This is a genomic window from Pelomonas sp. Root1444 (assembly GCF_001426885.1).
GTDB lineage: Bacteria > Pseudomonadota > Gammaproteobacteria > Burkholderiales > Burkholderiaceae_C > Pelomonas.
In genome coordinates this window covers 261,930-285,672 of sequence record NZ_LMFP01000003.1, presented here as the reverse complement: position 1 = coordinate 285,672, position 23,743 = coordinate 261,930, and the positions used below count along the sequence as shown (strand labels likewise).

At 69.7% G+C, this 23,743-nt stretch carries 29 protein-coding genes; 18 read left to right on the top strand and 11 right to left on the bottom strand.

What is annotated here, in order from left to right:
* The first annotated feature begins 63 nt into the window (after positions 1 to 63).
* The gene (locus ASD35_RS04125) at positions 64 to 1,932 is read left to right on the top strand and encodes a hypothetical protein (protein ID WP_056873634.1); all 1,869 of its coding nucleotides are present in this window, start codon (positions 64 to 66) and stop codon (positions 1,930 to 1,932) included.
* Between the two features lie 100 nt (positions 1,933 to 2,032).
* Here the strand turns inward: ASD35_RS04125 and ASD35_RS04120 are convergent, their stop codons facing one another.
* From ASD35_RS04120 to ASD35_RS04110, 3 genes are all read right to left on the bottom strand, one after another.
* On the bottom strand, positions 2,033 to 2,362 hold the full coding sequence (locus ASD35_RS04120) for a thioredoxin family protein (protein WP_056873633.1): 330 nt from the start codon (positions 2,360 to 2,362) through the stop codon (positions 2,033 to 2,035).
* 63 nt (positions 2,363 to 2,425) lie between these two features.
* On the bottom strand, positions 2,426 to 2,761 hold the full coding sequence (locus ASD35_RS04115; RefSeq protein WP_056873632.1) for a GFA family protein: 336 nt from the start codon (positions 2,759 to 2,761) through the stop codon (positions 2,426 to 2,428).
* Positions 2,762 to 2,834: 73 nt separating this feature from the next.
* Positions 2,835 to 3,647 (bottom strand): crotonase/enoyl-CoA hydratase family protein, encoded by an 813-nt coding sequence (locus tag ASD35_RS04110; RefSeq protein WP_056873631.1) that lies wholly within the window; start codon positions 3,645 to 3,647, stop codon positions 2,835 to 2,837.
* 60 nt (positions 3,648 to 3,707) lie between these two features.
* On the opposite strand from ASD35_RS04110, the gene ureE reads away from it, so the two are divergent.
* From ureE to ASD35_RS04085, 5 genes are all read left to right on the top strand, one after another.
* Positions 3,708 to 4,334, top strand: a complete 627-nt coding sequence (ureE, locus tag ASD35_RS04105; RefSeq protein ID WP_056873630.1) for an urease accessory protein UreE — start codon at positions 3,708 to 3,710, stop codon at positions 4,332 to 4,334.
* Between the two features lie 124 nt (positions 4,335 to 4,458).
* Positions 4,459 to 5,052: an outer membrane beta-barrel protein gene (locus ASD35_RS04100; protein ID WP_056873629.1), complete on the top strand. Its 594-nt coding sequence runs from the start codon at positions 4,459 to 4,461 to the stop codon at positions 5,050 to 5,052.
* Entirely contained in the window at positions 5,052 to 5,738 is a 687-nt protein-coding gene (locus ASD35_RS04095; protein ID WP_056873628.1) for an urease accessory protein UreF, read from the top strand. Before ASD35_RS04100 ends, ASD35_RS04095 begins: the two co-directional genes overlap by 1 nt.
* A gap of 109 nt (positions 5,739 to 5,847) precedes the next feature.
* Entirely contained in the window at positions 5,848 to 6,483 is a 636-nt protein-coding gene (gene ureG / locus ASD35_RS04090; RefSeq protein ID WP_056873627.1) for an urease accessory protein UreG, read from the top strand.
* Entirely contained in the window at positions 6,476 to 7,318 is an 843-nt protein-coding gene (locus ASD35_RS04085; RefSeq protein WP_235538236.1) for an urease accessory protein UreD, read from the top strand. The genes ureG and ASD35_RS04085 overlap by 8 nt, the downstream gene beginning before the upstream one ends.
* Positions 7,319 to 7,358: 40 nt before the next feature.
* Here the strand turns inward: ASD35_RS04085 and ASD35_RS04080 are convergent, their stop codons facing one another.
* From ASD35_RS04080 to ASD35_RS04060, 5 genes are all read right to left on the bottom strand, one after another.
* A complete protein-coding gene (locus ASD35_RS04080; protein ID WP_056873626.1) occupies positions 7,359 to 8,129 on the bottom strand; it encodes a TerC family protein in 771 nt (256 codons plus the stop codon).
* A gap of 96 nt (positions 8,130 to 8,225) precedes the next feature.
* Positions 8,226 to 9,224: a GlxA family transcriptional regulator gene (locus ASD35_RS04075; protein ID WP_056873625.1), complete on the bottom strand. Its 999-nt coding sequence runs from the start codon at positions 9,222 to 9,224 to the stop codon at positions 8,226 to 8,228.
* Positions 9,217 to 9,795, bottom strand: a complete 579-nt coding sequence (locus tag ASD35_RS04070; RefSeq protein ID WP_056873624.1) for a cysteine hydrolase family protein — start codon at positions 9,793 to 9,795, stop codon at positions 9,217 to 9,219. Before ASD35_RS04070 ends, ASD35_RS04075 begins: the two co-directional genes overlap by 8 nt.
* A gap of 89 nt (positions 9,796 to 9,884) precedes the next feature.
* Positions 9,885 to 10,898 carry a 2-dehydropantoate 2-reductase gene (locus ASD35_RS04065; protein WP_056873623.1) on the bottom strand — a complete coding sequence of 338 codons (1,014 nt, stop codon included), beginning with the start codon at positions 10,896 to 10,898 and terminating at the stop codon, positions 9,885 to 9,887.
* Between the two features lie 237 nt (positions 10,899 to 11,135).
* Positions 11,136 to 11,672 (bottom strand): DUF962 domain-containing protein, encoded by a 537-nt coding sequence (locus ASD35_RS04060; protein WP_056873622.1) that lies wholly within the window; start codon positions 11,670 to 11,672, stop codon positions 11,136 to 11,138.
* 104 nt (positions 11,673 to 11,776) lie between these two features.
* On the opposite strand from ASD35_RS04060, the gene ASD35_RS04055 reads away from it, so the two are divergent.
* The gene (locus ASD35_RS04055) at positions 11,777 to 12,382 is read left to right on the top strand and encodes a YceI family protein (protein ID WP_162254420.1); all 606 of its coding nucleotides are present in this window, start codon (positions 11,777 to 11,779) and stop codon (positions 12,380 to 12,382) included.
* Here ASD35_RS04055 and ASD35_RS04050 read toward each other — a convergent pair.
* From ASD35_RS04050 to moaA, 3 genes are read right to left on the bottom strand one after another with little or no spacing between them, the layout of a single operon-like run.
* The gene (locus ASD35_RS04050; protein ID WP_056873620.1) at positions 12,368 to 12,889 is read right to left on the bottom strand and encodes a GNAT family N-acetyltransferase; all 522 of its coding nucleotides are present in this window, start codon (positions 12,887 to 12,889) and stop codon (positions 12,368 to 12,370) included. The two genes, ASD35_RS04055 and ASD35_RS04050, sit on opposite strands and share 15 nt — an antisense overlap.
* On the bottom strand, positions 12,879 to 13,442 hold the full coding sequence (gene mobA / locus ASD35_RS04045; protein ID WP_235538235.1) for a molybdenum cofactor guanylyltransferase MobA: 564 nt from the start codon (positions 13,440 to 13,442) through the stop codon (positions 12,879 to 12,881). Before mobA ends, ASD35_RS04050 begins: the two co-directional genes overlap by 11 nt.
* The gene (gene moaA / locus ASD35_RS04040) at positions 13,435 to 14,550 is read right to left on the bottom strand and encodes a GTP 3',8-cyclase MoaA (RefSeq protein WP_056873619.1); all 1,116 of its coding nucleotides are present in this window, start codon (positions 14,548 to 14,550) and stop codon (positions 13,435 to 13,437) included. Before moaA ends, mobA begins: the two co-directional genes overlap by 8 nt.
* 73 nt (positions 14,551 to 14,623) lie before the next feature.
* On the opposite strand from moaA, the gene ASD35_RS04035 reads away from it, so the two are divergent.
* The 11 genes from ASD35_RS04035 (at position 14,624) to ASD35_RS03985 (ending at position 23,652) form a co-directional block, all read left to right on the top strand.
* On the top strand, positions 14,624 to 15,574 hold the full coding sequence (locus ASD35_RS04035) for a PfkB family carbohydrate kinase (RefSeq protein ID WP_056873618.1): 951 nt from the start codon (positions 14,624 to 14,626) through the stop codon (positions 15,572 to 15,574).
* Positions 15,575 to 15,648: 74 nt separating this feature from the next.
* A complete protein-coding gene (locus ASD35_RS04030) occupies positions 15,649 to 16,452 on the top strand; it encodes an enoyl-CoA hydratase-related protein (RefSeq protein ID WP_056873617.1) in 804 nt (267 codons plus the stop codon).
* Positions 16,452 to 16,880 (top strand): hydroxyphenylacetyl-CoA thioesterase PaaI, encoded by a 429-nt coding sequence (gene paaI, locus ASD35_RS04025; RefSeq protein WP_056873616.1) that lies wholly within the window; start codon positions 16,452 to 16,454, stop codon positions 16,878 to 16,880. The genes ASD35_RS04030 and paaI overlap by 1 nt, the downstream gene beginning before the upstream one ends.
* Positions 16,877 to 18,184 carry a phenylacetate--CoA ligase PaaK gene (paaK, locus tag ASD35_RS04020; protein ID WP_056873615.1) on the top strand — a complete coding sequence of 436 codons (1,308 nt, stop codon included), beginning with the start codon at positions 16,877 to 16,879 and terminating at the stop codon, positions 18,182 to 18,184. Before paaI ends, paaK begins: the two co-directional genes overlap by 4 nt.
* Before the next feature lies 1 nt (position 18,185).
* A complete protein-coding gene (gene paaA / locus ASD35_RS04015; RefSeq protein WP_056873614.1) occupies positions 18,186 to 19,190 on the top strand; it encodes a 1,2-phenylacetyl-CoA epoxidase subunit PaaA in 1,005 nt (334 codons plus the stop codon).
* Between the two features lie 77 nt (positions 19,191 to 19,267).
* A complete protein-coding gene (gene paaB, locus ASD35_RS04010) occupies positions 19,268 to 19,576 on the top strand; it encodes a 1,2-phenylacetyl-CoA epoxidase subunit PaaB (protein ID WP_056874584.1) in 309 nt (102 codons plus the stop codon).
* Positions 19,576 to 20,337 (top strand): 1,2-phenylacetyl-CoA epoxidase subunit PaaC, encoded by a 762-nt coding sequence (gene paaC / locus ASD35_RS04005; protein WP_056873613.1) that lies wholly within the window; start codon positions 19,576 to 19,578, stop codon positions 20,335 to 20,337. Before paaB ends, paaC begins: the two co-directional genes overlap by 1 nt.
* Positions 20,337 to 20,804 carry a 1,2-phenylacetyl-CoA epoxidase subunit PaaD gene (paaD, locus tag ASD35_RS04000; RefSeq protein WP_056874583.1) on the top strand — a complete coding sequence of 156 codons (468 nt, stop codon included), beginning with the start codon at positions 20,337 to 20,339 and terminating at the stop codon, positions 20,802 to 20,804. Before paaC ends, paaD begins: the two co-directional genes overlap by 1 nt.
* Before the next feature lies 1 nt (position 20,805).
* Positions 20,806 to 21,867 carry a 1,2-phenylacetyl-CoA epoxidase subunit PaaE gene (paaE, locus tag ASD35_RS03995; protein WP_056873612.1) on the top strand — a complete coding sequence of 354 codons (1,062 nt, stop codon included), beginning with the start codon at positions 20,806 to 20,808 and terminating at the stop codon, positions 21,865 to 21,867.
* Positions 21,867 to 22,484, top strand: coding sequence for a TetR/AcrR family transcriptional regulator (locus tag ASD35_RS03990; RefSeq protein WP_056873611.1), 618 nt, complete (start codon positions 21,867 to 21,869; stop codon positions 22,482 to 22,484). Before paaE ends, ASD35_RS03990 begins: the two co-directional genes overlap by 1 nt.
* Before the next feature lie 22 nt (positions 22,485 to 22,506).
* A complete protein-coding gene (locus tag ASD35_RS03985) occupies positions 22,507 to 23,652 on the top strand; it encodes an ABC transporter substrate-binding protein (RefSeq protein WP_056873610.1) in 1,146 nt (381 codons plus the stop codon).
* The last annotated feature ends 91 nt before the right edge of the window (positions 23,653 to 23,743 follow it).

Here is a 23,743-nt window from a genome sequence, read left to right as displayed (position 1 = left end):
TGACTGGCCGTTAGGATGGAAGCTCGCGCAACCGCGCACCAAGCCACGCCAAGAAGGATCACCATGCGCAAAGTGCCCTGCGTGAACGCTCTCGCCGCCACTTTCTGTTTGTTGTCTGCCTTCTCGAGCAGCGCCGAGCAAGTCGGCCCGGCAAACCTGGAGCGCGTGGAGGTGGTCGGCAGGAAGAGCGAGGTCTCCAAGTGGTTCCGGGCCGAGAGCCAGCGCTTCGTTGTTTACTCCGACGCCCGGGAAGAAGATGTCAGCCTGCTGCTCGACAACCTTGAGAAGCTCGACCATGTGCTGCGCCTGTACACCCGGTCCCTGCGCGAGGCTGGGCGGCAGGAGCCGAAGCTGACGCTGTACTACCACAGCCGGGCTTCGCAGCTGCGCGAGATCGACGCCAGCATGCCGATCGATGCGGTCGGCCTGTACAGCAGCTGCGCTTCCGGCGTTCAGGGATTCGGCGTGCATCTGGAGCGCATCCCCAGCCTTGCCGACGAGCAGCTCGACAAGTCACCGCTGAACGACACGCTGTCCTATGTCTTCGAGGCGTATACGCGGCACTTCCTCTATCGCCATACCGACATCCGCATCCCGACCTCGTTCATCGACGGCTTCGCGCAGTACTTCTCCGCCGTGCGGTTCTCGCAAAGTCAGATGGTGGTGGGCCGGATGCCGAAGGAAATCGCCGGCTACCTGCGGCTTCTCACGCACAGCCGGATGTCCAGCCTGGAGTATGGCGACGTCCTGCAGGAGAACCTTGCCAACGCGCACAACTACGCCGGACCGGGCGGCGTGCGCCTGGAGTTCGAGGCCAAGTCCTGGCTGTTGACACACTACATGCTGTCGTCGGAAGACCGCCGACAACGCCTGAACCGCTATCTCGGGCTCGTCGACCGGGGCACCTCCCCGACGACCGCCTTCGAAAGCGCCTACGGCCTGAAGGCGGCCGAGATCAACCAGGTGATGTGGCGGTATGGCCTGCAGGGCACCGACGCGCTGCGTGTGGCACTCCCATCGCTACCCGCCACCTCGGTGAGGTTCCGGGCGCTGCCGCGCGCGGCGGGCGAATTCGTGCTGGCGGATGCCGCCTTGAAGGCCTGCCCGGGCCGGCCGGGCGGGGAGGCCCTGCTGAAGAAAGTCGCCGGCCTGGCGGCGCAGTTTCCGAACGACGATCTGGCCCGCCTCACCTTGAGCCGGGCGCAGATCGACTGGGGCAACCCGCAGGACGCCATGCCAGCGCTGAATGCGGTCCTGCGAGAGGAGGACGCCAACTTCGAAGCCCGGTATCTGCTCGGCATGGCGAACCTGCGCCTGGCCGAGCGCACCGCGGGTGATGCCCGGCGCGCCCATCTGCAGGCCGCCCTGGGTCACCTGCGAAGCGCGCGCGGCCTGAACCCGCAATCGCCGGAAGCAGCCCTCGCGGTCTTCAAGGCCGAAGTTGCCGCCACGGATGCCCCCGACAGCGCCGCCTTGGAGGGGGTCATCTCGGCATGGCAGACCGCGCGCGAAGTCGATGCGCTCGCCCGCTCCGCAGCGCTGGCCTACGCCTATGCAGGCAACGCGGACGAGGCGCACCGGACGCTTGTCTCGCTGGCGCAGAACGTGCGCGACGAGCCCGCGGCCCGATGGGCCAGGCAGTGGCAGGGCCGCCTCGAAGCGGGCGTGAGCCGCGGCGACATCCTGGCCGAGATGCGCCGCAACCCCGCGTCCGACGCGCCGTTCAAGGAGTGGACCCTGGACAAGAAGGACGTGTTGCAAAGCGTGGCGTTCATCTCCAACGCGGAAGCCGGGGCCGCTGCCATCGAGACAATGGCGCTGAACACGTCAGACCCGCGGCGGCGGGCCGAGCTGGCTGCTGCCGCGCAGGGGTTGCGCATGGAAGCCACGATGCGGCGCAAGTCCGCGCCGGACAACACGAAACGGGAATAGCCGCGCGGCTTCAGCGGGGTGCTGCTTCGAGCAGGCTGCCCGCGCCGCTGACGCCGATCGAGCAACGCTGCCTCGCCGGCCCGGACATCGTCATGCTGCGCTACGCGCCGCCGAGCTGGGCCAGCGCGTCAGCGATCTCCTGCGTGCTGCCAGGCCGCACCACGCGCGCGACCTCCCGGCCGTCCTGCAGCATGACCAGCGTCGGCCACAGCTTGATGCCGAAAGAGCGGCCGAGGGGGCGTCCGCGGCCATCCTCGACTTTCAGGTGGCGCAGCGGCGCGTGCGCTGCCAGCGCATTGCCGATGGTCTGCTGTGCCGCCTGGCAGATGCCGCACCAGTTGGCGCCGAACTCAAGCACGGTGCTGCCCGCCATCGCCTCGACCTCGGCGCGGGTCGGTTCGTTGCTCGTGTAGGGTGTGGGGGCGCTCATCGGGGTCTCCTGTCGACAAGGTCTGCGGTCGCGGCAAACCCCGTGCCTGTGTCGTGCCGGTGCTCAAACCGGCGTGTCGTACCAACTGGCCTTGTCGCCGATGAAGTAGTCCGTCGCGGGCGGCTCGATGGCTTCGCCCTCGAAGAGGCCGGCCGGGAAGCCGTATACCTTGGGCAGGCGGACGTCCGCCGTGAGGACGTGCGAGCCGCAGGTCTTGCAGAACGAGCGTTGCAGGTTGGGCGTGGGGCTGAACGTGGACAGGCCTGCCGGGTTGCCGACGACGACCTGCTCGCGCAGCGCAGTGATCCAGGTGGTGAACGCCGCGCCGCTCAGGCGGCGGCACTCGCCGCAATGGCAGTTGACCGGGCGGCGCAGCGGTGCGGGCACGGTGACGGACACGTCACCGCAATAGCACGAGCCGCGCGCAATGGGTCCTGGGGTCAAGGGTGACACCGGCATCAGGCTGCGGCGATCAATCACGGAACACCGGCGCCGCGCCCTTGCCGGCCATCATGGCCTTGGTCAGGTCTTCGCTCATCAACATCGCGGCGTTCCACGTCGCGATGTAGTTCAAGCCGTCGGCCACCGTGTGGTCGCGCGCGTAGTTCAGCTGTTCCTTGGTGCCGCGGATGGACAGCGGCGACTTGGCCGCGATGGTGGCGGCGATCTCGCGCACGCCGGCCTGCAGCGCCTCCCGGCTGTCGAACACGCGGTTGACGAGGCCGATGTCGCGCGCCTCGGCCGCCTCCACGCGCCGGCCCGTGTAGGCCAGCTCGCGCACCAGGCCCTGGCCGCCGATCAGCTTGGGCAGGCGCTGCAGGGTGCCCACGTCGGCCACCATGCCGATGTCGATCTCCTTGATGGAGAAGTAGGCGTCCGCGCTGCAATAGCGCATGTCGGCGGCGCAGATCAGGTCGATGCCGCCGCCCACGCAGGCGCCGTGGATGGCCGCGAGCACCGGCTTGCGGCAGCGCTCCAGGCTGGTGAGCGTGTCCTGCATGTCGAGGATGACGCGGCGCAGGCCCTCGCGGGTGCGGCCGTCGCAGGGGTCCTCGATCTGCGGGGCGAGGCCCATCATCATCTGCAGGTCGATGCCGGCCGTGAAATGCTTGCCTTCGCCCTCCAGCACCGCCACGCGGGCCTCGGGCTGGGTGTCGATCCAATCGAAGGCGCGGCGGATGTCCTGCCACATGACCGCATTCATCGCGTTGGCCTTGTCCGGCCGGTTCAGGCGGACGGTGGCGATGTGGCTCTGGATGGAGAGGGTGAGGGTTTCGAGTTGCATGGGGTCAGCGCTGTTGAGCGGTGTCGAGTAATACTAGCCGGCTTGTTCGGGAACCCACCAATGAATACCTATTCCAAACGCCTGCCCCAGGGCGGCGGCCTTGCCGCTGTACTGCTCAAACGCGCGCCGGCGCTGGAGCTCGACTGGGACACGCGCAGCAAGAGCCGCTTCGGCGCGACCGACAGCACCGGCCGAGAGGTGGCCGTGGTGCTGCCGCGCGGGACAGCGCTGCGCGGCGGTGACGTGCTGGTCGGAGAGGACGGCTCGTTGCTGCGCGTCGTCGCCTCGCCCCAGCCGGTGCTGCAGGTGCGGCACTGCACCGAACATGGCAGCCCGTTCGACCTGTTGCGCGCCGCCTACCACCTCGGCAACCGCCATGTGCCGCTCGAACTGCAGCCCGACCTGCTGCAGTTCGAACCCGACCCGGTGCTGGCCGACATGCTGCGCCGCCAGCACCTCATCGTGACCGAGGCGCAGGCGGCTTTCGAGCCCGAGGGCGGGGCCTATGGCGAGGGCGCCGGCCACGGCCACCACCATGGCCATGAGCACCACGACCACGATCACGGCCATGCGCATGAACACGCCGCGGCGCCGGCGCGCAAGCCGCTGCCCATCCCCGTCAAGGCGCATGACGCGGGGCATGTGCACGGCCCCGGCTGCAACCACGGGCACGACCACGACCACTGACAGGCATCGGCGCGTGCGCCGGATGCCGCCGATTGCCACGGTTAGCATGCGGCCCGCTGCGGTTCGGCGTTGTCATCGACCGCACCGCGGCGCATCGACGACATCCATTGCACAAGGGAGTGACATGACAACCATCCGTACGGCGCTGGCCGGCCTCGCGCTCGGCCTGGCCAGCAACGCCTTCGCACAGGCGCCCAACCTGGCGGCCGCCAACTACATCGGCGTGGAACGCGGCACCGGCAAGGTCAGCCTGAACTGCCCCGCCAACACCGATTGCAGCCGCGTGGACGTGAGCCATGTCGTGCGTGCCGGACACCGGTTCGACCCGTCGTGGGCGTTCGAGGTGACCTACCGCCACATCGACGCTGACTGGGGTTTCCTGCGCAGCTATTCCGCAGAGCTCACGAGCTTCGGTCTCGGCGCGGCCTACACCTTGCCGTTGTCGGGCAGCGTGGGCGCCCTGGTCCGGTTCGGCGGGGCGTCGAACGGGCTGAAGCTGCAGCCGGCCGTCGGGCTGCTGGACCAGAACCCGGGGACCATCTCGACCACTGCCGTGAAGCCCTATCTCGGCTTCGGGCTCTCCTGGCAGTTCGCGCGCCACTGGAGCACCAGCCTGAATGCGGATTGGACGCGCGCCGACCTGCGCGAAACCTCCGGCGGCCCCAAGCAGACGGTCACCGTGCGCACGCTGGGTGCTGGCATCGCCTTCAACTTCTGATGCAACCGCCGCCGGCCGACAGCACGCTGCTGCACCTGCTGTGGCTCGCCAGCCCGGCGTTGCCGGTCGGCGGCTTCAGCTATTCCGAGGGCCTGGAGGCGGCGGTCGACGCGGGCCTCGTGCACGACGAGACCAGCGCCGGCGACTGGCTGCTGAACCAGCTCGAACTCGTGCAGGCCCGCGCCGAACTGCCCGTGGCCGCCGCCGCGCATGCTGCCACGCTGGCGCTGGACGGTGCGCGGCTCACGGCGCTCAACGCCTGGGTGCTGCAGACCCGCGAGACCAGCGAGAGCCTGCAGCAGGCCCAGCAGATGGGCCGCAGCCTGGTGGTCTGGATGCAGGGGCTGGTGCCCGATGCGCCGGTGCTGCCGCTGCTGCAGCAGCTCAAGCCCGCGCCCACCTGGCCCGTGGTGATGGGAGCCGTGGCTGCGTCACGGGGCGCCGCACTGAATCCTGCGCTGACGGCCATCGCCTTCGGCTGGGCCGAGAATCTGATGCAGGCTGCCGTGCGCTGCGTGCCGCTCGGCCAGACGGCCGGCCAGCGCCTGCTGGCACGCCTCGTGCACGCCATCCCGCCAGCCGTGGCGACCGCCCTGGCTGCACCCGAGCCGATGGCGTTCGCGCCGCTGCTCGGCATCCACGGCGCCCGCCACGAAACGCAATATTCGAGACTGTTCCGCTCATGAATATCTTGATGACCACCACTTCCAGAAGGGCCGAGCGCCGGGCCGCCCCAAGCCGGCCCGCCATCCCCTCGGGGGATCGTTCGGCGTACTCGACGAACGAGGGGCAGACATGATGCACGCCATTCCGAACCGCACCAAAAAGCTGCCGCCGCTGCGCGTGGGCGTCGGCGGCCCCGTCGGCTCGGGCAAGACCACCCTCGTCGAAATGCTCTGCAAGACGATGCGCGACAACTGGGACCTCGTCGTCGTCACCAACGACATCTACACGAAGGAAGACCAGCGCCTGCTGACGGTCGCCGGCGCGCTGGCGCCGGAGCGCATCATGGGCGTGGAGACCGGCGGCTGCCCGCACACCGCCATCCGCGAGGACTGCTCCATCAACCTCGAAGCCGTGGACCGCATGCTGGACAAGTTCCCCGACGCGGACATCGTCTTCGTCGAGAGCGGCGGCGACAACCTCGCCGCCACCTTCAGCCCCGAGCTGAGCGACCTGACCATCTACGTCATCGACGTGGCGGCCGGCGAGAAGATCCCGCGCAAGGGCGGCCCCGGCATCACGAAGAGCGACCTCTTCGTCATCAACAAGACCGACCTGGCGCCGCACGTGGGCGCCGACCTGGACGTGATGCGCAGCGACACCGCGCGCATGCGGCCGGTGAAGCCCTGGGTCATGACCAACCTCAAGACCCGCGAGGGCCTGGCCGAGGTCGTCGCCTTCATCGAGAAGAAGGGCCTGCTTGTCTGAGATCCGCTGGCCCGCGCGGCTGGTGCTGACCGCCGCGCGCGACGGCGGTGGCGCGACGCGCGTGCATGCCCGCCACGACGGCCCGCTGCGGCTCCTGAAGACGCTCCACCCGGAGGGCGCCGGCATTGCGCATGCGGTGCTCGTGCACCCGCCCGGTGGCCTGGTCGGCGGCGACCGGCTCGACATCCAGCTCGAGCTGCAGGCCGGCGCACACCTGCTCGTCACCACGCCGGCCGCCACGCGCTTCTACCGCTCCAACGCGGGGGAGGCGACGCAGCTCGTGCACGCCAACGTGGGCGAGGGCGCGCGCCTTGAGTGGCTGCCGCAGGAGACGCTGGCCTACCCCGCCTGCATCGCGCGCAACGAGGTGAGGCTCAACCTCGCGCCCGGCGCCAGCCTGTTCGCGACCGAGGTGCTGGGCCTGGGGCTGCCCGCCGCCAGCCAGCCTTTCGACACCGGCCGGCTGCTGCAGCACCTGGAGATCAGCGGCCAATGCCAATGGCTGGACCGGGGCTGGCTGGACGCGGCGGACAAGGCCTTGCTCGACGGCCCGTGTGGCCTGGCGGGCCACCGGGTGCTGGGCACGCTGGCCTATGCGCAGGCCGGCGCGCTGGCCGACGTGGAAGGGTTGTTGACGGCGAGCCGCGCGCTGCTGGACGGCGTGCCCAGGTCAGGCATCACGCACCTGGCCGGCCCGCGCGGCGCCGTGCTGCTGACCCGCGTCATCGGCGACGAGGTCGAGGCCGTCACACTGGCGCTGCGGCGTGTGCGGGCGCTGTGGCGCGAGCGGCTGTGGTCGCTACGGACGGCCGAGCCGCGCATCTGGGCGACCTGAAAACGTGCGGCCCCGCGCTCCCGCGCGAGGCCGCAGGGCTTCACTCGTCGTCGCCGCCCGGGATCTGCTGGCGCAGCTTGACCTTGGTCGCGGACTTCTTGCGCATCTTGATGTTCATCATCTCGACGCCCAGCGAGAAGGCCATCGCGAAGTAGATGTAGCCCTTGGGCACGTGGTGGCCGAAGCCCTCGGCGACGAGCACCACGCCGACGACGACGAGGAAGCTCAGCGCCAGCATCTTGATCGTCGGGTGGTTGGACACGAAGCGGCCGATGGGGCCGGCGAACAGCATCATCAGCGCGACCGAGCAGACCACGGCGCCGATCATGATGCGTACGTCGTCCACCATGCCCACGGCGGTGATGATGGAGTCCAGCGAGAACACCAGGTCGATCACCATGATCTGCAGGATGATGGCCGCGAAGGCCGCCTTGGCCTTGGCGCCGACACCGTCGTGGTTCTCGTCCTCGCCTTCCAGCGAGCCATGGATCTCGCCCGTGCTCTTCCAGATCAGGAACAGGCCGCCGCCGATCAGGATGAGGTCACGGCCGGAGACCGGCTGGTCGAACACCGGCAGCGTGAACAGCGGCTCGACCATGCCGACGATCCAGGCCAGCATCATCAACAGGCCGATGCGCATGAACATGGCCATGAACAGGCCCAGGCGCCGCGCCAGCTCCTGCTTGGCCTTGGGCAACTTGTCCACCAGGATGCTGATGAAGATGATGTTGTCGATGCCCAGCACCAGCTCCAGCGCGGTCAGCGTCGCGAGGGCGATCCAGGTCTGCGGATTGGTCAGCAGTTCAAGCATGGTGGGACGGCGCCGTGGAAAGTCGCGCATTGTCGCAAGCCGACGCACAGCCTGAGGCTGAACGACGCTTCGCTTTTACTGTGGGTGTGAGCCGGTTCAGCCGGTGCGGCGGCGCGCCTGGGAGGGCGAGCCGGCCCAACCTGCCGCCGCCCAGGCACGGCGCAGCTGCAGCTCGGCACTGAAGCCGGCCGCCTCGCTCGCCGCGGCGACGCTGGCGCCCGCCTGCAGCGCATTGCGCGCGACCGCCAGGCGCACGCCACGCAGATAGGCCTGTGGGCTGGTGCCGGCATGCTGGGCGAACAGGCGGCTCAGCGTGCGCGGCGTCGTGGCCGCCAGCGCCGCCATGCGCTCCAGCGGCCAGTCCTCGCGCGGCGCCAGGCTCAGCGCGTCCTGCACACGGTGCAGGCGGGCGTTCAGGTGCTGCCGGTGGGCCAGCAATGGCGACAGCTCGGGATCGGCCGCGCCGCGGCGGAGCGGCACCGCCATCTGCTCGGCGACGCGGGCGGCGACGAGCTCGCCGGCATGGCCGGCGATGAGGTGCAACGCGAGGTCGATGCCCGCGGTGACGCCGGCGCTGGTGAACACCTCGCCGTCTTCCACGAAGACGCGGTCCTGCAGCACCGTCGCGCGCGGCGCCAGACGGGCGAGGTCGTCCAGGTGGTGGTGGTGGGTGGTGGCGCGACGGCCGTCCAGCAGGCCGGCGCGTGCCGCGAGCAGGGCACCCGAGCAGACGGTGACGAGGCGCAGCCCCGCACGCCCTGGTGCCAGGCGGGCCAGCCAGGCGATCAGCTCACGCTGCCCGGCCGGTGCGCCGGGCTCGGTGCCGGTTTCAGCGGCGGAGGTGCGGCCGACGAGAACAACCCAGCTGCCGGCGGGCAACTGCGCCGGCAGCGGCTCCAGACCTTGCAGCCGCACGCCGACGGAGCCTGTCGATACCGCCTGCGCGGCGACGAAGTGCAGCTCGAAGGGCGGCGCCGCCAGCCGCAGCGCGGCGATCTGCTGGTTGGCGATGCGCAGCGCCTCGGCCGGACCGGCCCAGTCCAGCACCAGGCTGTCGTCCTGCAGCACGAAGGCGACCTGTACGGACTCAGGCAAGGGCGGCTTCCTGCGCGGCGACGGCCTGCAGCGCCGCCTCCGCGCCCAGCACGCGGGCGAAGCGGCCGTCCAGCACGGCGGCCGTGCGCGCGCGGATCTGCGCGGGCGTGAGGGGAGAGCCGTCGGGGTGCTGCATCGTGAACGTGAGTGTCGCCTCGGGCACGTAGATCACGTCCCAGCCCAGGTCGCTGGCATGGCGGGTCGTCGTCTCGCAGCATTGCTCGGTGCGGATGCCGCTGATGACCAGCTGGCGGATGCCCCGTTGCGTGAGCCAGACATCCAGCCCGCTGGCGACAAGCGCGCTGTGCCGGGTCTTGTGCACGGTGAGCGCGGCGTCGAAGTCGCGCAGGCCGTCCAGCGGGCGCACCAGGCCGCTCTCCAGGCTGAAGGGGTCGGCGCCGCTGGCGTCGGGCTGCACATGGAAGACGCGCACGATGGGCAGGCCGGCCGCCTCGAACCCCGCGATGAGGCGGTTCTGCGCGGCCAGGTAGGCGGGCACTTCCGCGGGCTCGAATGAAGGTCGGTGGGCGAAGGATTGCTGGGCGTCGATGACGATGAGGGCGGTGGTCATGGCGGGCCTCTTGGGCGGGTGTTGAAGGCCTGCAGTGTTCCGCCGCCATGCGATCAGCGCCACGCATTGCCGGACGGAGATCGATCAGTTCAGGACAGGCCCAGCGTCTGCAGCAGCTCGGCTGGCGAATAGGGCCGGCGCCGCTTGGGCTGGGCCTCGACGAGCAGCTGCATGCGCGCATTCAACGGCGCCGTGCGCTGCAGGGCCTGGGCCAGGCGGACGACCTCGCCGCACAGCGCATCGATCTCCGTCGTGCGGCCCGCGGCAAGGTCGTCGGCCATGCTGGAGCGGGCATGCGCATCGATGCGCAGCATGCGCGCCGCGGCCAGGCGGAAGACAAAGGTGGGCATGCGCAGCAGCAACAGCAGCCGGCGCGGTGGCAACGGCGTCAGCTGGGCGACCGGGCGCTGGGCGGCGTCCAGCAGGTCGAGCGCTTCCTGCTGCAGTGCCGCCAGCACGCGCCGGTAGCCGCGCTGCAGCAACTCGTCACGCAGCGGCCGGCCGGACAAGGCATTGACCGGGTTGTTGAGGTTCAGCAGGAGCTTGCCCCACTGCACCGGGGCGAGGTCGGCATGCAGCTTGAGCTTCATGTCGACGCGGGCGAGTGCGGTCTGCCAGGCGGTCAGGGCCGTGTCGCTGGCGCCGCCCTCTGCCGCCAGCGCGCCGCCGGTGCCGCGGTGGTAGTGGCCGGGCGCCAACTCGGCGATGTTGAAAGGCACCATGCCGGCATGCCAGCGCAACTGCGGGGCAATGGCGCGCGCCGCAGCCGCGTTGCCGATGCCGTTCTGCAGGCTGATGACCGGCGTGCCCACGGGCAGCGTCAGGCCCAGCAAGGTGGCGGCTTCGGCGGTGGCACCGGATTTCACGCACAGCAGCACCAGGTCGGGCTTGAGGCCGGCGGGCGGCTCCTCATGCAGGCGCAGTTCTAGCGGGGGAATGCGGCGGTCCAGGCCGTCTTGATCAGTGAGATGCAGGCCCTGCCTGCGCAGGCCGGCAAGCACGCGCGGGCGGCCGACGAAATGGACGGGCACCCCGGCCAACTGCGTCAGGCCACCGACGAAGCAGCCGACGGCGCCGGCGCCCATCACGAGAACGCCGGTCATTGCTGCCGCTTCACTGTGCGCCGCGCGTGGGCATTGCGGGCCGAGCGCCGGGCCGCTCCCAAGCCGGCCCGCATTGGCGATGTGCGAGCGGCTCAATGCCGCGAGCATCGCCGTCCCCGCGGGGGCTGAGGCCGGACACATGGCGCCCAGTGGGCGGCATGTGCCTGCTGAAGGGCTGCGGCCCACGCCGCAGCGCGGTCTGCAAGACCGGCCAAGGTATGCCTTGGACGAGGGGCGTCAAGGATGGGCCAGGTCGCGCAGATGGGTGGGGCCGACGCGGCGCTCGATCTCGGCCAGCAGGCCGCGGCCCCAGCCGAGCATGAACATGGCCTCGCCGACGACGAACATCGGGCCGACCAGCAGGCCCACGAGGTCGTCGACGAAGGCGGGCTTCTTGCCTTCGTAGTAGTGGCCGACAAACTGGAAGATCCAGCCGACGACGAAGCTGCCGATGCCGATGACCAGCCAGCTCGTCATGGAGCCCTGGGCGGCGGTCATCGCCAGCGCCGTGAGCACGCCGTTGACGACGGTGGTGGCCACGCCCAGCGCGAGGTTGCCGCGCGTCAGGTACCACAGCGCCGACAGCGCCCAGGCGACGATGGCGGCGTTCATGGGCGTGTCGCCGACGGAGAACTCGGCGCGCGCCAGCAGTGTGCTGATCGCGAAGACGATGAGCGGGATGCCGACGAAATGGGTCGCGATGTTGCGACGGTCACGGTGGTAGGCGGCGTATTGCGCCATCAGGTCAAGGGCGGGGCGGAACAGGCTGGCCATGGTCGGGCTCCGTTGAGGAGATGGTGGCTATGCTAGTGCAGCCTGGTGCGGGAACGCGCGCGCATGGGCGCACAAGACCTCCGCGAAATCCCCCATTGAGCACGTTGAACACTTCCCGCCGCGGGCTGCTGATTGCCTTCGCCGCCCTGGCCGGCTGCACTGCGGCGCCGCTTTCGGCGCCGCCTCCCGCCTCGATTGCAGGCAACACCGACGAACTGCGCGTCCTCGTCTTTCGTGGCGGCACGGCGGCGCGCCTGGGCCACAACCATGTGCTGCGCGCGGGCGACCTGCGCGTCGACTGGCCTGCCGCCGGTCCCGTGCTGCGCTTTCGCCTGGACGCGCTGGACGTGGACCCGCCGGCCTTGCGCGCCCACCTCGGCCCGGCCTTCGCCAGTGCCATGGACGACGAGGCGCGTGCCGGCACGCGGGCCAACCTGCTGAAGGCGTTGGACGCGGCTGCGCATCCCGAGGTCGTCGTGCGCACGCTGCAGCAGTCGGGCGAGGGCGGCCAGCGCGCCGTCGAGGTCGAGATCACGCTGCATGGCGTGACGCGCCGCCAGTGGTTGGCCGTCGACGTGGAGGGCACGCGGGCGCGCGGCGAGGTCGTGGTCCGGCAGAGCGACTTCGGCATCCAGCCCTTCACGGTGCTGGGCGGGCTGCTGGCCGTGCAGGATGCGCTGGTCGTGCAGTTCGGGCTAACGCAGCCTTAGGTGCATCAGGTCCTTGTCCAGGCGCCGGCCGTCGGGCAGCCGTATCGCGTCTGGCAGGCGGCCGTAGCGCTCGAAACCCACGCTTTCGTACAAGCCCACGGCGGCGCGGTTGCCGGCCGTCACGGTGAGCGTGACCTGCGCCAGATCGGGCAGCGCCTGCATGCGGGCGACCGCGTCGGCCAGCAGCGCGCGGCCGATGCCGCGCCCGCGGTGCGTGTCGGCCACCATCATGCCGACGAGGTGGGCGATGTGCTGCACCTTGCGACGGGCCTCGCGCTCGCAGGTCAGCGCACCGATGACGCGGCCGCCGTCCAGTGCCAGCAGCGTGAACAGGGTGCCCCCGCCGGTCAGGCGGCTGCGGTAGCTGGCGAGGTCGCGCTGGCTTTCGGTTTCGGCGTCGGACGTGAAGGCTTCGGGGTGCCCCGCCAGCATCGCGTCGCGCAGCGCCTTGTAGGCGAGCAGGTCGGGCTCGCGCATCGGACGGATGGCGACGTGGTCACTGGCCATGCAGGTCGACGAGGTGGTTGAGGTTGGCAAAGGCGGCTTCGTCGTCGAAATGGGCGACGCCATGCGGCTGGGCGCACATCCAGCGCAGCACCGCACGGCCACCGCCTTGCAGGTGGGCGGCCAGCGGGGCGCGCAGGCGAGTGTGCAGCAGCGCGTGCGTGGGGTGCTCGCGCGCGGCCTGGGCAAAGGCCAGGCCGTGGGGCTCTGCAGCGGCGAGCAGGCGCTCCGCGAGGTCCAGCGGCACGCCGGGGCAGTCGCAGGGCGCGGTCAGCAGCCAGGCGTCGTCGGGGAGGGCGTTCAAGCCCGCCAGCATGCCTGCGAGCGGGCCGGCGAATTCAAGGCCCGGCGGATCGGGCAGCACGGGGTGGCCGAGCGCGGCGTAGGCGTCGAGGTTGCGGTTGGCGCTGACGAGCATGTGGCCAGCCTGCGGCGCGAGGCGTTGAATCACATGGGCGACGAGCGGGCGCCCGTCGAGCAGTTGCAGGCCCTTGTCCACGCCACCCATGCGGCTGCCGCGGCCGCCGGCCAGGACAAGCGCGTGGAGTTCAGCCACCGATGTAGTGCATCTCGACGCGTGGCAGCGTCGCAGCGGCGGCCGTGCCCCGCAGTTGTGAATAGCGGTCCGCCCGGCCCGACCAGACGCCGGCGACGGCACTGGCGAGTTGGGCATCGCTGACCGGCTCGGCGCCGCGAAGCAGCCCGCGCAGGTCGTGCCCGCGGTGGGCGAACAGGCAGGTATAGAGCCGCCCCTCCGTCGAGACCCGGGCGCGGTTGCAGTCGCCGCAGAAGGCCTGCGTGACCGACGAGATGAAGCCCACCTCGCCGCCGCCGTCGGCGTAGGCCCAGCGCTCGGCCGTCTCGCCGGGCGCGCTGGCGGACAGCGGCACCAGCGGCCATTCGGCAGCGATGCGGCGCTGCACCTCGGCGCTGGGCAGCACCTGGTCCATGCGCCAGCCGTTGGTGGTGCCGACGTCCATGTATTCGATGAAGCGCAGCACCGCGCCCTGGCCGAAGTGCTCCCTGAAGTGACGCGCCATCGGCAGGATCTGATCGTCGTTGACCCCGCGCTGCACCACCATGTTGACCTTGACCGGCCCCAGCCCCGCCGCCAGCGCGGCGCGGATGCCGTCGAGCACGGTGGCCACCGGGAAGCCGACGTCGTTCATGCGCTGGAAGACGGCGTCGTCCAGTCCGTCCAGGCTGACCGTCAGGCGCTTCAAGCCGGCGGCCTTCAGCGCCGCGGCCTTCTTGGCCAGCACCGAGCCGTTGGTCGTCAGCGTCAGGTCCAGCTCGCGGCCGTCGGGCGTGCGCAACTGGGCCAGCATGTCGATGAGGCTCTCGATGTGCCGGCGCAACAGCGGCTCGCCGCCGGTGATGCGCAGCTTCTCGACGCCCAGGCCGACGAAGACCCGGGCCAGCCGCGTGATCTCCTCGAAGTTGAGCAGCTCGTCGTGCGGCAGGAACTGATGGTGCTTGTCGAAGACCTGCTTGGGCATGCAGTAGCTGCAGCGGAAGTTGCAGCGGTCGGTCACCGAAATGCGCAGGTCGCGCAGCGGCCGGCCCAGCGTGTCGACCAGCCGCGCCCCCGCGCGGACGGGCAGCCCAGGCGGCGGGAACTGCGGCCGGTCGGCGTCGTGCAATGGAATCACGCGGGTAGACATGGGCGTGATTGTGTCAGCGGACCGAAGGCCGGGGACTTGCGGGGTCGGGCCGGGCGCGCTTGAATCGGCACGAATGACCCAGATCCTGCACCCCGACCTGCCGCATTTCGTCGCTTTCGGCGAGGCCTTGACCGACTTGATCCGCATCGGGCACGACCGCTGGCGCAGCGCCTGTGGCGGCTCGCCGTGGAACGTGTCGGTGGCGATGTCGTCGCTGGGGCAGCTCAGCGCCTTCGGCGGCGCGATCAGCCAGGACCCTTTCGGCGCGGAGATCTGGCAGTGCAGCCAGGAGGCACACCTGGACATGCGCTTCATCCAGCAGCTGCCGCGGCCGCCGCTGCTGGCCGTGGTGCATGACCTGAACCCGCCACGCCATCTTTTGATCGGACAGGACAGCGCTGACCTGCACTTCCATCCCGAAGGCCTGCCGATGGGCTGGGGGCGCGCGGTGCGCTGCGCCCACTTCGGCAGCCTGGGGCTGGTGCGTGAGCCGCTCGCCGGGCGGCTGCTCGCGCTCGCGGAGGGGCTGAAGGCCGAGGGCCGGCTGATCAGCTACGACCCCCACTTCCGCGCGCCGATGGATGCCAGCTACGACGACACGCTGGAGCGGATGTGCCGGCTGGCCGACGTCATCAAGGTGTCGGAGGAGGACTTGCGGGGCTTGTTCCGCGTGCCCGACCACCGCTCGGGCCTGGCCCAGATCGCCGCCTGGAACCCTGGCGCCTGGCTGCTGCTGACGCGCGTCGAAGCGGGCGTTCCAGTCGGGGCGACCGTGTACCACGGCGTGCAGGAGTGCAGCGGGCGGTCGCCGGGCGTGGAGGTCGCCGACACGGTGGGCGCCAGCGACGTCGCCACGGCGGGCTTGCTGGACAGCCTGATGCGCAACGCCGGCGCGCCTGTGGAGACGCATCTGCGCTGGGCACTGGCGGCTGGGGCGGCGGCCTGCACGGCGCCGGGCTTTGCCCCGCCCAAGCCCGCGCTGGTGGCGGCACTGGCCGAAGCGGTCGAGATCGTCCGGGACTAGGGTTTTCCCGCGTCTCACTTGATCCAGGTCAAGTCCGCTTCTACTATTAACCGACCGGTCGGTAGAGAAATTCCATGTCCGAACACCTGATCCAGATTGAACAGCACGGCGGCGTGCGCGTGCTGCGCCTGAACCGCCCCGAGGCCTTGAACGCCTTCACGGCCGTGATGCTCGGGCAATTGCGTCATGCGCTGGAAGCCGCTGCCGATGACGGCCCGACGCGCTGCGTGCTGATCACCGGTGCCGGCCGGGCCTTCAGTGCCGGCCAGGACCTGGCCGACCCGCATGTGGCGCCCAGCAGCGACCCCGCGGCGGCGCCCAAGGACATCGGGCACATGCTGGACCATTACTACATCCCGCTCGCCCTGCGGCTGCGCAGCATGCCGGTGCCGGTGGTGGCGGCCGTCAACGGCGTGGCGGCGGGCGCGGGTGCCAACATGGCGCTGGGCTGCGACCTCGTGCTGGCGGCCGAGACGGCCAGCTTCATCCAGGCGTTCTCCCGGATCGGGCTGCTGCCCGACTGTGGTGGCACCTGGCTGCTGCCGCGCCTCGTGGGCCGGGCCAAGGCGCTGGAGTTGGCGCTGCTGGGCGACAAGCTCAAGGCGGCGGATGCGGCGGCGCTGGGCCTGATCAGCCGGGTGGTGCCCGATGCGGAGCTGGCCGACGCGGCGATGGCCGTCGCGCAGAAACTGGCCGGCATGCCGACCCGGGCGCTGGTTGAAACGCGGCGCGCGATGGACGAGGCGCTGCGGCTGGATTTCGAGCCGGCGTTGAAGCAGGAGGCGGTGCTGCAAAGCCAGCTCGGCTTTGCGCACGATTACCTCGAAGGCGCCGCAGCGTTCCTGGACAAGCGCAAGCCCGAGTTCAAGGACCGTTGATGGACGCGCAAGCCACCGCCGGGAAGGTCCGCGACGCCATGCTGGCGGACGATGCCGCGAGCAAGATGCTGGGCATGCAGATCACTGAAGTCGCGCCGGGCCGTGCCGTCGTCACGATGGCAGTGCGCGCCGACATGCTGAACGGCTTCGCCATCTGCCACGGCGGGCTGATCGCGACGCTGGCGGATTCGGCCTTCGCCTTCGCCTGCAACAGCCGCAATGCGCTGACGGTGGCTTCGGGCTTCGGCATCGACCTCCTGAAGTCGGCCAAGCTGGGCGACGTGTTGACGGCGATGGCCGAGGAGACCTCGCTGGCGGGCCGGACCGGCCTGTACGACGTCACGGTGAAGAACCAGGACGGCGACCTGATCGCGATGTTCCGCGGGCGCTCCTACCGTCTGGGCGAACGAAAGGTATTCGAAGCATGACCGTCAAGAAGCCTGCCCCCGGCGACCTCGAGCCCATCGAAACGGCGAGCCGCGACGAACTGCAGGCGCTGCAGCTGGCGCGCCTGCGCTGGAGCCTGCAGCACGCCTACGACAACGTGCCGCACTACAAGGCCAAGTTCGACGAGCAGGGCGTGCATCCGTCCGATCTGAAGACGCTGGCGGACCTGGCGAAGTTCCCGTTCACGACCAAGCACGACCTGCGCGCCAACTACCCGTTCGGCATGTTCGCGCTGCCGCGCCAGCAGCTCGCCCGCATCCACGCGTCGTCGGGCACCACGGGCAAGCCCACGGTGGTGGGCTACACGCTGAAGGACATCGACCACTGGGCCAACCTCGTCGCACGCTCCATCCGCGCCGCGGGTGGCCGGGCAGGCGACCTGGTGCATGTGGCCTACGGCTACGGCCTGTTCACCGGCGGCCTGGGTGCGCACTACGGCGCCGAGCGGCTGGGCTGCACGGTCATCCCGATGAGCGGCGGCCAGACCGAGAAGCAGGTGCAGCTGATCACCGACTTCAAGCCCGACATCATCATGGTCACGCCCAGCTACATGCAGGTGCTGGTGGAGGAGTTCACCCGCCAGGGGCTGGATGCGCGCGAATCGTCGCTGAAGGTCGGCATCTTCGGCGCCGAGCCGTGGACGGAGGCGATGCGCCGCGAGATCGAGGCCGGCGCCGGCATCGACGCGGTCGACATCTACGGCCTGTCCGAAGTGATGGGCCCGGGTGTCGCCAGCGAATGCGTCGAGAGCAAGGACGGCCCGGTCATCTGGGAAGACCATTTCTACCCCGAGATCATCGACCCCGAGACCGGCGAGGTGCTGCCGGACGGATCGGAAGGCGAACTGGTCTTCACGTCGCTGACGAAGGAGGCGATGCCCGTCGTCCGCTACCGCACGCGCGACCTCACAAGGCTGCTGCCGCCCACCTCACGGGCCATGCGCCGCATGGGCAAGATCGTCGGCCGCAGCGACGACATGCTCATCATCCGCGGCGTCAACCTGTTCCCCACGCAGGTGGAGGAGCTGGTGCTGCAGGAGAAGGGCCTGGGCGGGCAGTACCAGCTCGTGGTCAGCCGCAACGGGCCGCTGGACGAGCTGTTGATCCGCTGCGAGCTGGCGTTGGGCGCGGTGGATGACGGCATCGCCAGGCGTCTGGCCGAGCGCATCAAGAACCTGATCGGCGTGACCGCCACCGTGCAGGTCGAGCCGAACAACGCCATCGAGCGCACGCTGGTCGGCAAGGCCCGGCGCGTGGTGGACCAACGCAAGAAGCAAGGAGCTTGAGATGTACACCCAAGCCATGGACCTGATGGCCCGCGAGGCCAAGCCCAAGGTCGTGAAGTCGGCCGAAGACCTGGCCCGCGAGGAGGCCTTCGAGGCTCGCATCGCCGCCGGCGACTTCATCGAGGCCAAGGACTGGATGCCCGAGCACTACCGCAAGACGCTGGTGCGGCAGATCAGCCAGCACGCGCACAGCGAGATCGTCGGCATGCTGCCCGAGGGCAACTGGATCACGCGCGCGCCCACGCTCAAGCGCAAGGCCATCCTGCTCGCCAAGGTGCAGGACGAGGGCGGCCACGGCCTGTACCTCTACGCCGCGGCCGAGACGCTGGGCACCAGCCGCGACGAGATGACCGAGGCGCTGCTGTCGGGCAAGGCCAAGTACAGCTCCATCTTCAACTACCCCACGCTGACCTGGGCCGACATCGGCGTCATCGGCTGGCTGGTGGATGGTGCGGCGATCATGAACCAGGTGCCGCTGTGCAGGTGTTCGTATGCGCCTTATGCGCGGGCGATGATCCGCGTCTGCCGCGAGGAAAGCTTCCATCAGCGCCAGGGCTACGAGAGCCTGCTGACGATGATGACCCACGGCACCGCGCAGCAGAAGGCCATGGTGCAGGACGCCGTGAACCGCTGGTGGTGGCCGTCGCTGATGATGTTCGGCCCGGCGGACAAGGACTCGCCCAACTCCGAGCAGAGCATGCGCTGGGGCATCAAGCGCGTGACCAACGACCAGCTGCGCCAGAAGTTCGTCGACGCGACCATCCCGCAGGCCGAGATCCTGGGCGTGACGGTGCCCGACCCGGCGCTGAAGTGGAATGCCGAGCGTGATTCGTACGACTTCGGCGAGATCGACTGGGCCGAGTTCTGGCGCGTGGTGGGCGGCGAAGGCCCCTGCAACCGCGAGCGCCTGGCTGCCCGCAACAAGGCCTGGGACGACGGCGCCTGGGTGCGCGACGCGGCGCTGGCCCATGCCCGCAAACAGGCGACCAAGGCTCAAGCGGCTTGAGGAAATAAGAGATGAGCAATACGAAGAAAAACCCGGCGCTGGGCCGCCCCGAGCCGGTTGGCACCCCCTCGGGGGGTGTGGCCGGCGTACCCGCCGGTCCGGGGGCAAGGGAATGGCCGCTGTGGGAAGTGTTCGTCCGCAGCAAGGCGGGCCTGGACCACAAGCATTGCGGCAGCCTGCATGCGGCCGACTCGGCGATGGCCATCCAGATGGCGCGCGACGTCTACACGCGCCGGCAGGAAGGCACGAGCATCTGGGTCGTGCGTTCCGAGCAGATCGTCGCCAGCGACCCGGCCGAGAAGGGCAGCCTGTTCGACCCGGCCGACGACAAGGTCTACCGTCATCCGACGTTCTATGAACTGCCGGACGAACTGAACCACATGTGATGGACGCCAAGACCACCTACGTCCTGCGCCTCGCGGACACCTGCCTCATCCACAGCCAGCGACTGTCCGAATGGGCCGGCCACGCGCCGGTGCTGGAGGAAGACCTGGCGCTCTCCAACATCGCCCTGGACCTGCTGGGCCAGGCGCGCGCGCTGCTGACGCATGCGGGCGCCCTCGAAGGCGCCGGCCGCGATGAAGACCAGCTCGCCTTCCTGCGCGAGGAGCGCGACTACCGCAACGTGGTGTTCGTCGAGCTGCCCAACGCGGTCGCCAGCCCGAGCGACGGCGGTGGCCGCGACTTCGCGCTGACCACGCTGCGCAACGCGGCGATGGCGATCTGGCTGGAGCTGCTGTTCGACCGCCTGCAGACCAGCCTGGATACCGAGCTGGCCGGCATCGCTGCCAAGTCGTTGAAGGAAGTGCGCTACCACCGCCAGCACAGCAGCGACTGGGTCGTGCGCCTGGGCGACGGCACGGACGAGTCCAGGGCCCGCATGCAGGCGGCGTTGAACGTGCTGTGGCCTTATTTCAACGAGTTGTTCGCGGCCGATGGTGTCGATGGCGTGGGCCCCGCGTGGAACGAGCTGGAACCTGAATGGCGCGCCCGCTGGGCGACGCTGATGCAGGAGGCGACGCTCACGCTGCCACGTGACAGCGCGATGCAGACGCGCGGCATCGATGGCATCCACAGCGAGCACATGGGCCACATGCTGGGCACGATGCAGTTCCTGCAGCGCACCTACCCGGGCGGGACGTGGTGATGAATCTCGCTGCCGCCCGCGCCAAGCTTGCTGTCGTGCCCGACCCCGAGATCCCGGCGGTGAGCCTGGTGGAGCTGGGCATCGTGCGCGACCTGCGCGAGACCGCGTCGGGCGTGGAGGTGGTGCTGACGCCGACCTACTCCGGCTGCCCCGCCACCGAGCTGATCGCCGACGACGTGCGCGCGGCGCTCGCCGAGTTCGGCGACGTGACCGTGACGATGCAGCGTGCGCCCGCGTGGAGCACCGACTGGATCACGCCCGAGGGCCGCGAGAAGCTGCAGCAGTACGGCATCGTGCCGCCGCAGTGCAGCGGCGAGCAGGGCATCCGCATCGTGCCGCGCCTGCGCTGCCCGCGCTGCGACAGCGGCCGCACCGAACAGTTGTCCCGTTTCGGCTCCACTGCATGCAAGTCCACGTGGCGTTGCATCGAGTGCCTGGAACCCTTCGAATACTTCAAACCCATCTGAGATGGCACTCCACTTTCACCCCCTGCGCGTGAGCAGCGTCGAACGCGACACCGACGACGCCATGGTCGTCGGCTTCGATGCGCCGCCCGAAGGCTTCACGTTCGAGCCCGGGCAGTACCTGACGCTGCGCGCCAACGTCGCCGGCCAGGAGCTGCGTCGCAGCTATTCCATCTGCTCCGACCGCCGCCTGCAGGTCGGCATCCGCCGTGTCGACGGCGGTGCGTTCTCCAGCTGGGTGCATGAACAGCTCAAGGCAGGCGACGTCATCGAGTCGTATCCGCCGCAGGGCCGCTTCGTGCTGCCGGCCGCGCAAGCCGAGGGCCGCCATGTGCTGTTCATCGCCGGCGGCTCGGGCATCACGCCCATCATTGCCCTCCTGACCGCGTTGCTGGAGCGCGAGCCGACCGCGCGGGCGACGCTGATCTACGCCAACCGCCGCACCGCGTCGACGATGTTCAAGGAAGAACTTGAAGACCTGAAGAACCGCTTCATGACGCGGCTGTCGCTGCACCTGATCTTCAGCCGCGAGGTGGTGGATGCGCCGCTGTACGGCGGGCGCCTGGACGCCGGCAAGCTCAGCGCCTTCCTGGCCGGCCCGGTGCCGGCGGCGAGCGTGGACGAGGCCTTCGTCTGCGGCCCGTTCGAGATGAACGACCAGGCCGAGGCGGCACTGCGCGGCGCGGGCATCGCGGCCGAGCGCGTCCACATCGAGCGCTTCGGCACGCCCGAGACGCTGGCGGGCAAGCCGGTGCCGCACGAGGTCAAGCCGGGCGATGCGCCCGAGGCGCGTGTCACCGTCATCCGCGACGGCTTGTCACGTGACATTGAGTTCTTCTCCACCGACCCCAGCCTGCTCGACGCCGCCGCGCGGGAAGGCATGGACGTGCCGTTCTCCTGCAAGAGCGGCGTGTGCTCCACCTGCCGCTGCAAGCTCATCGAGGGCCAGGTGCGCATGGACAAGAACTTCGCGCTGGACAAGGCCGAGGTCGCCGCCGGCTTCATCCTCAGCTGCCAGGCGCACCCGCTCACCGAGCGCGTGGTGATCAGCTTCGACGAACGCTGATGGCACGCAAACGCGCTCCCGGCTTCGAAGCCCAACGCGAGGACATCCTCGCGGCCGCTGCCCGGCTGTTCGCCGAGCAGGGCTTTTCCGCCACGTCGATGAACCAGGTCGCAGAGGCCTGTGGCGTGGCCAAGCCGACGCTGTACCACTACTTCCAGGACAAGCAGGAGCTGCTGGCGCAGATCTGCGACAGCCATGTCCATGCGCTGCTCGCCCTCGTCGACGAGGTCAAGTCGCGTCAGCTGGAACCCGATGCGCAGTTGCGCGCGCTGATCGAGCGCTTCACGCGCGCCTATGCCGACGCGCAGGCCGAGCACCGCGTGCTGACCAGCGAGATCAAGTTCCTCGCCGATGCCGAGCGCGAGCGCCTGCTGGACGTGGAGCGCCGCGTCGTTGGCGAGTTCGCCGCGGCGCTGTGCCGCGTGCGGCCCGAGCTGCGCGATGCCAACCTGCAAAAGCCGTTGACCATGCTGCTGTTCGGCATGATCAACTGGACCTTCACCTGGCTTCGGCCCGACGGCGAGCTGTCGCACGACGCGCTCGCAGCCCTGGTCAGCGACCTGTTTTTTGGCGGCCTGGGCGCGGTCCAGGTGCGCCAGCCCGCCCGGATTCAATGACGACAACCCTGAGGAGACCCGGATGAAACTGTTCAAGCAATTGGCCGTCGCGTTCGCCGCAACGCTCACCTTCGCCGCGCAGGCCGACATCAACGTCGGCGTCACGCTGTCGGCGACCGGCCCGGCTGCCTCGCTCGGCATCCCGGAGAAGAACACCTTCGCGCTGATGCCGACGACCCTCGGCGGCCAGAAGGTCAACTACATCGTGCTGGACGACGCCTCCGACACGACCACCGCAGTCGCCAACACGCGCAAGCTCATCACCGAGAACAAGGTCGACATCGTCATCGGCTCCACCGTGACGCCGAACTCGCTGGCCATGATCGACGCGGTGTCGGAGTCCGGCACGCCGATGATCTCGATGGCGGCCTCGGCCCGCATCGTCGAACCGGTCGACGCCAAGAAGAAGTGGGTCTTCAAGACGCCGCAGAACGACATCATGATGGCGCTGGCCATCGTGACGCACATGGTCGACAACGGCATCAAGACGGCCGCCTTCATCGGCTTTGCCGACGCCTACGGCGAGGGCTGGTGGGGCGAGTTCAACAAGATCGCCGCTACCAAGAAGCTCAACATCGTCGCGAGCGAACGCTACAACCGCACGGACACCTCCGTCACCGGCCAGGTGCTCAAGCTGGTGGCCGCCAGGCCGGAAGCCATCCTGATCGCCGGCTCGGGCACGCCTGCTGCGTTGCCGCAGAAGGCGCTGAAGGAGCGCGGCTACGCGGGCAAGATCTACCAGACGCACGGCATCGCCAACAACGACTTCCTGCGCGTGGGCGGCAAGGACGTGGAGGGCACGCTGCTGCCGGCCGGCCCGGTGCTGGTGGCGGCCCAGCTGCCGGCCGACCACCCGGTGAAGAAGAGCGCCCTGGACTACATCGCCAAGTACGAAGGCGCCCACGGCAAGGGCAGCGTGTCGACCTTCGGCGGCCATGCCTGGGACGCGGGCCTGCTGCTGGCCGCCGCCGCGCCCGAGGCGCTGAAGAAGGCCCAGCCCGGCACGCCGGCCTTCCGTGCCGCGCTGCGCGATGCGCTGGAGAACGTCAAGAACGTGGCCGGCGCGCACGGCGTGTTCAACATGTCCAGCGCCGACCACCTGGGCCTGGACCAGCGCGCCCGCGTGATGGTGCGCATCGAGAACGGCGCCTGGAAGTTGATCAAGTGAACCCTTTGCTCCGGTCCCGCGGGCCGGAGCAAAGACCCAGGCCGCCATGGCGGCGGCTTGCTGACGGCCCGCGCGGTGCGCGGCCTTGAGG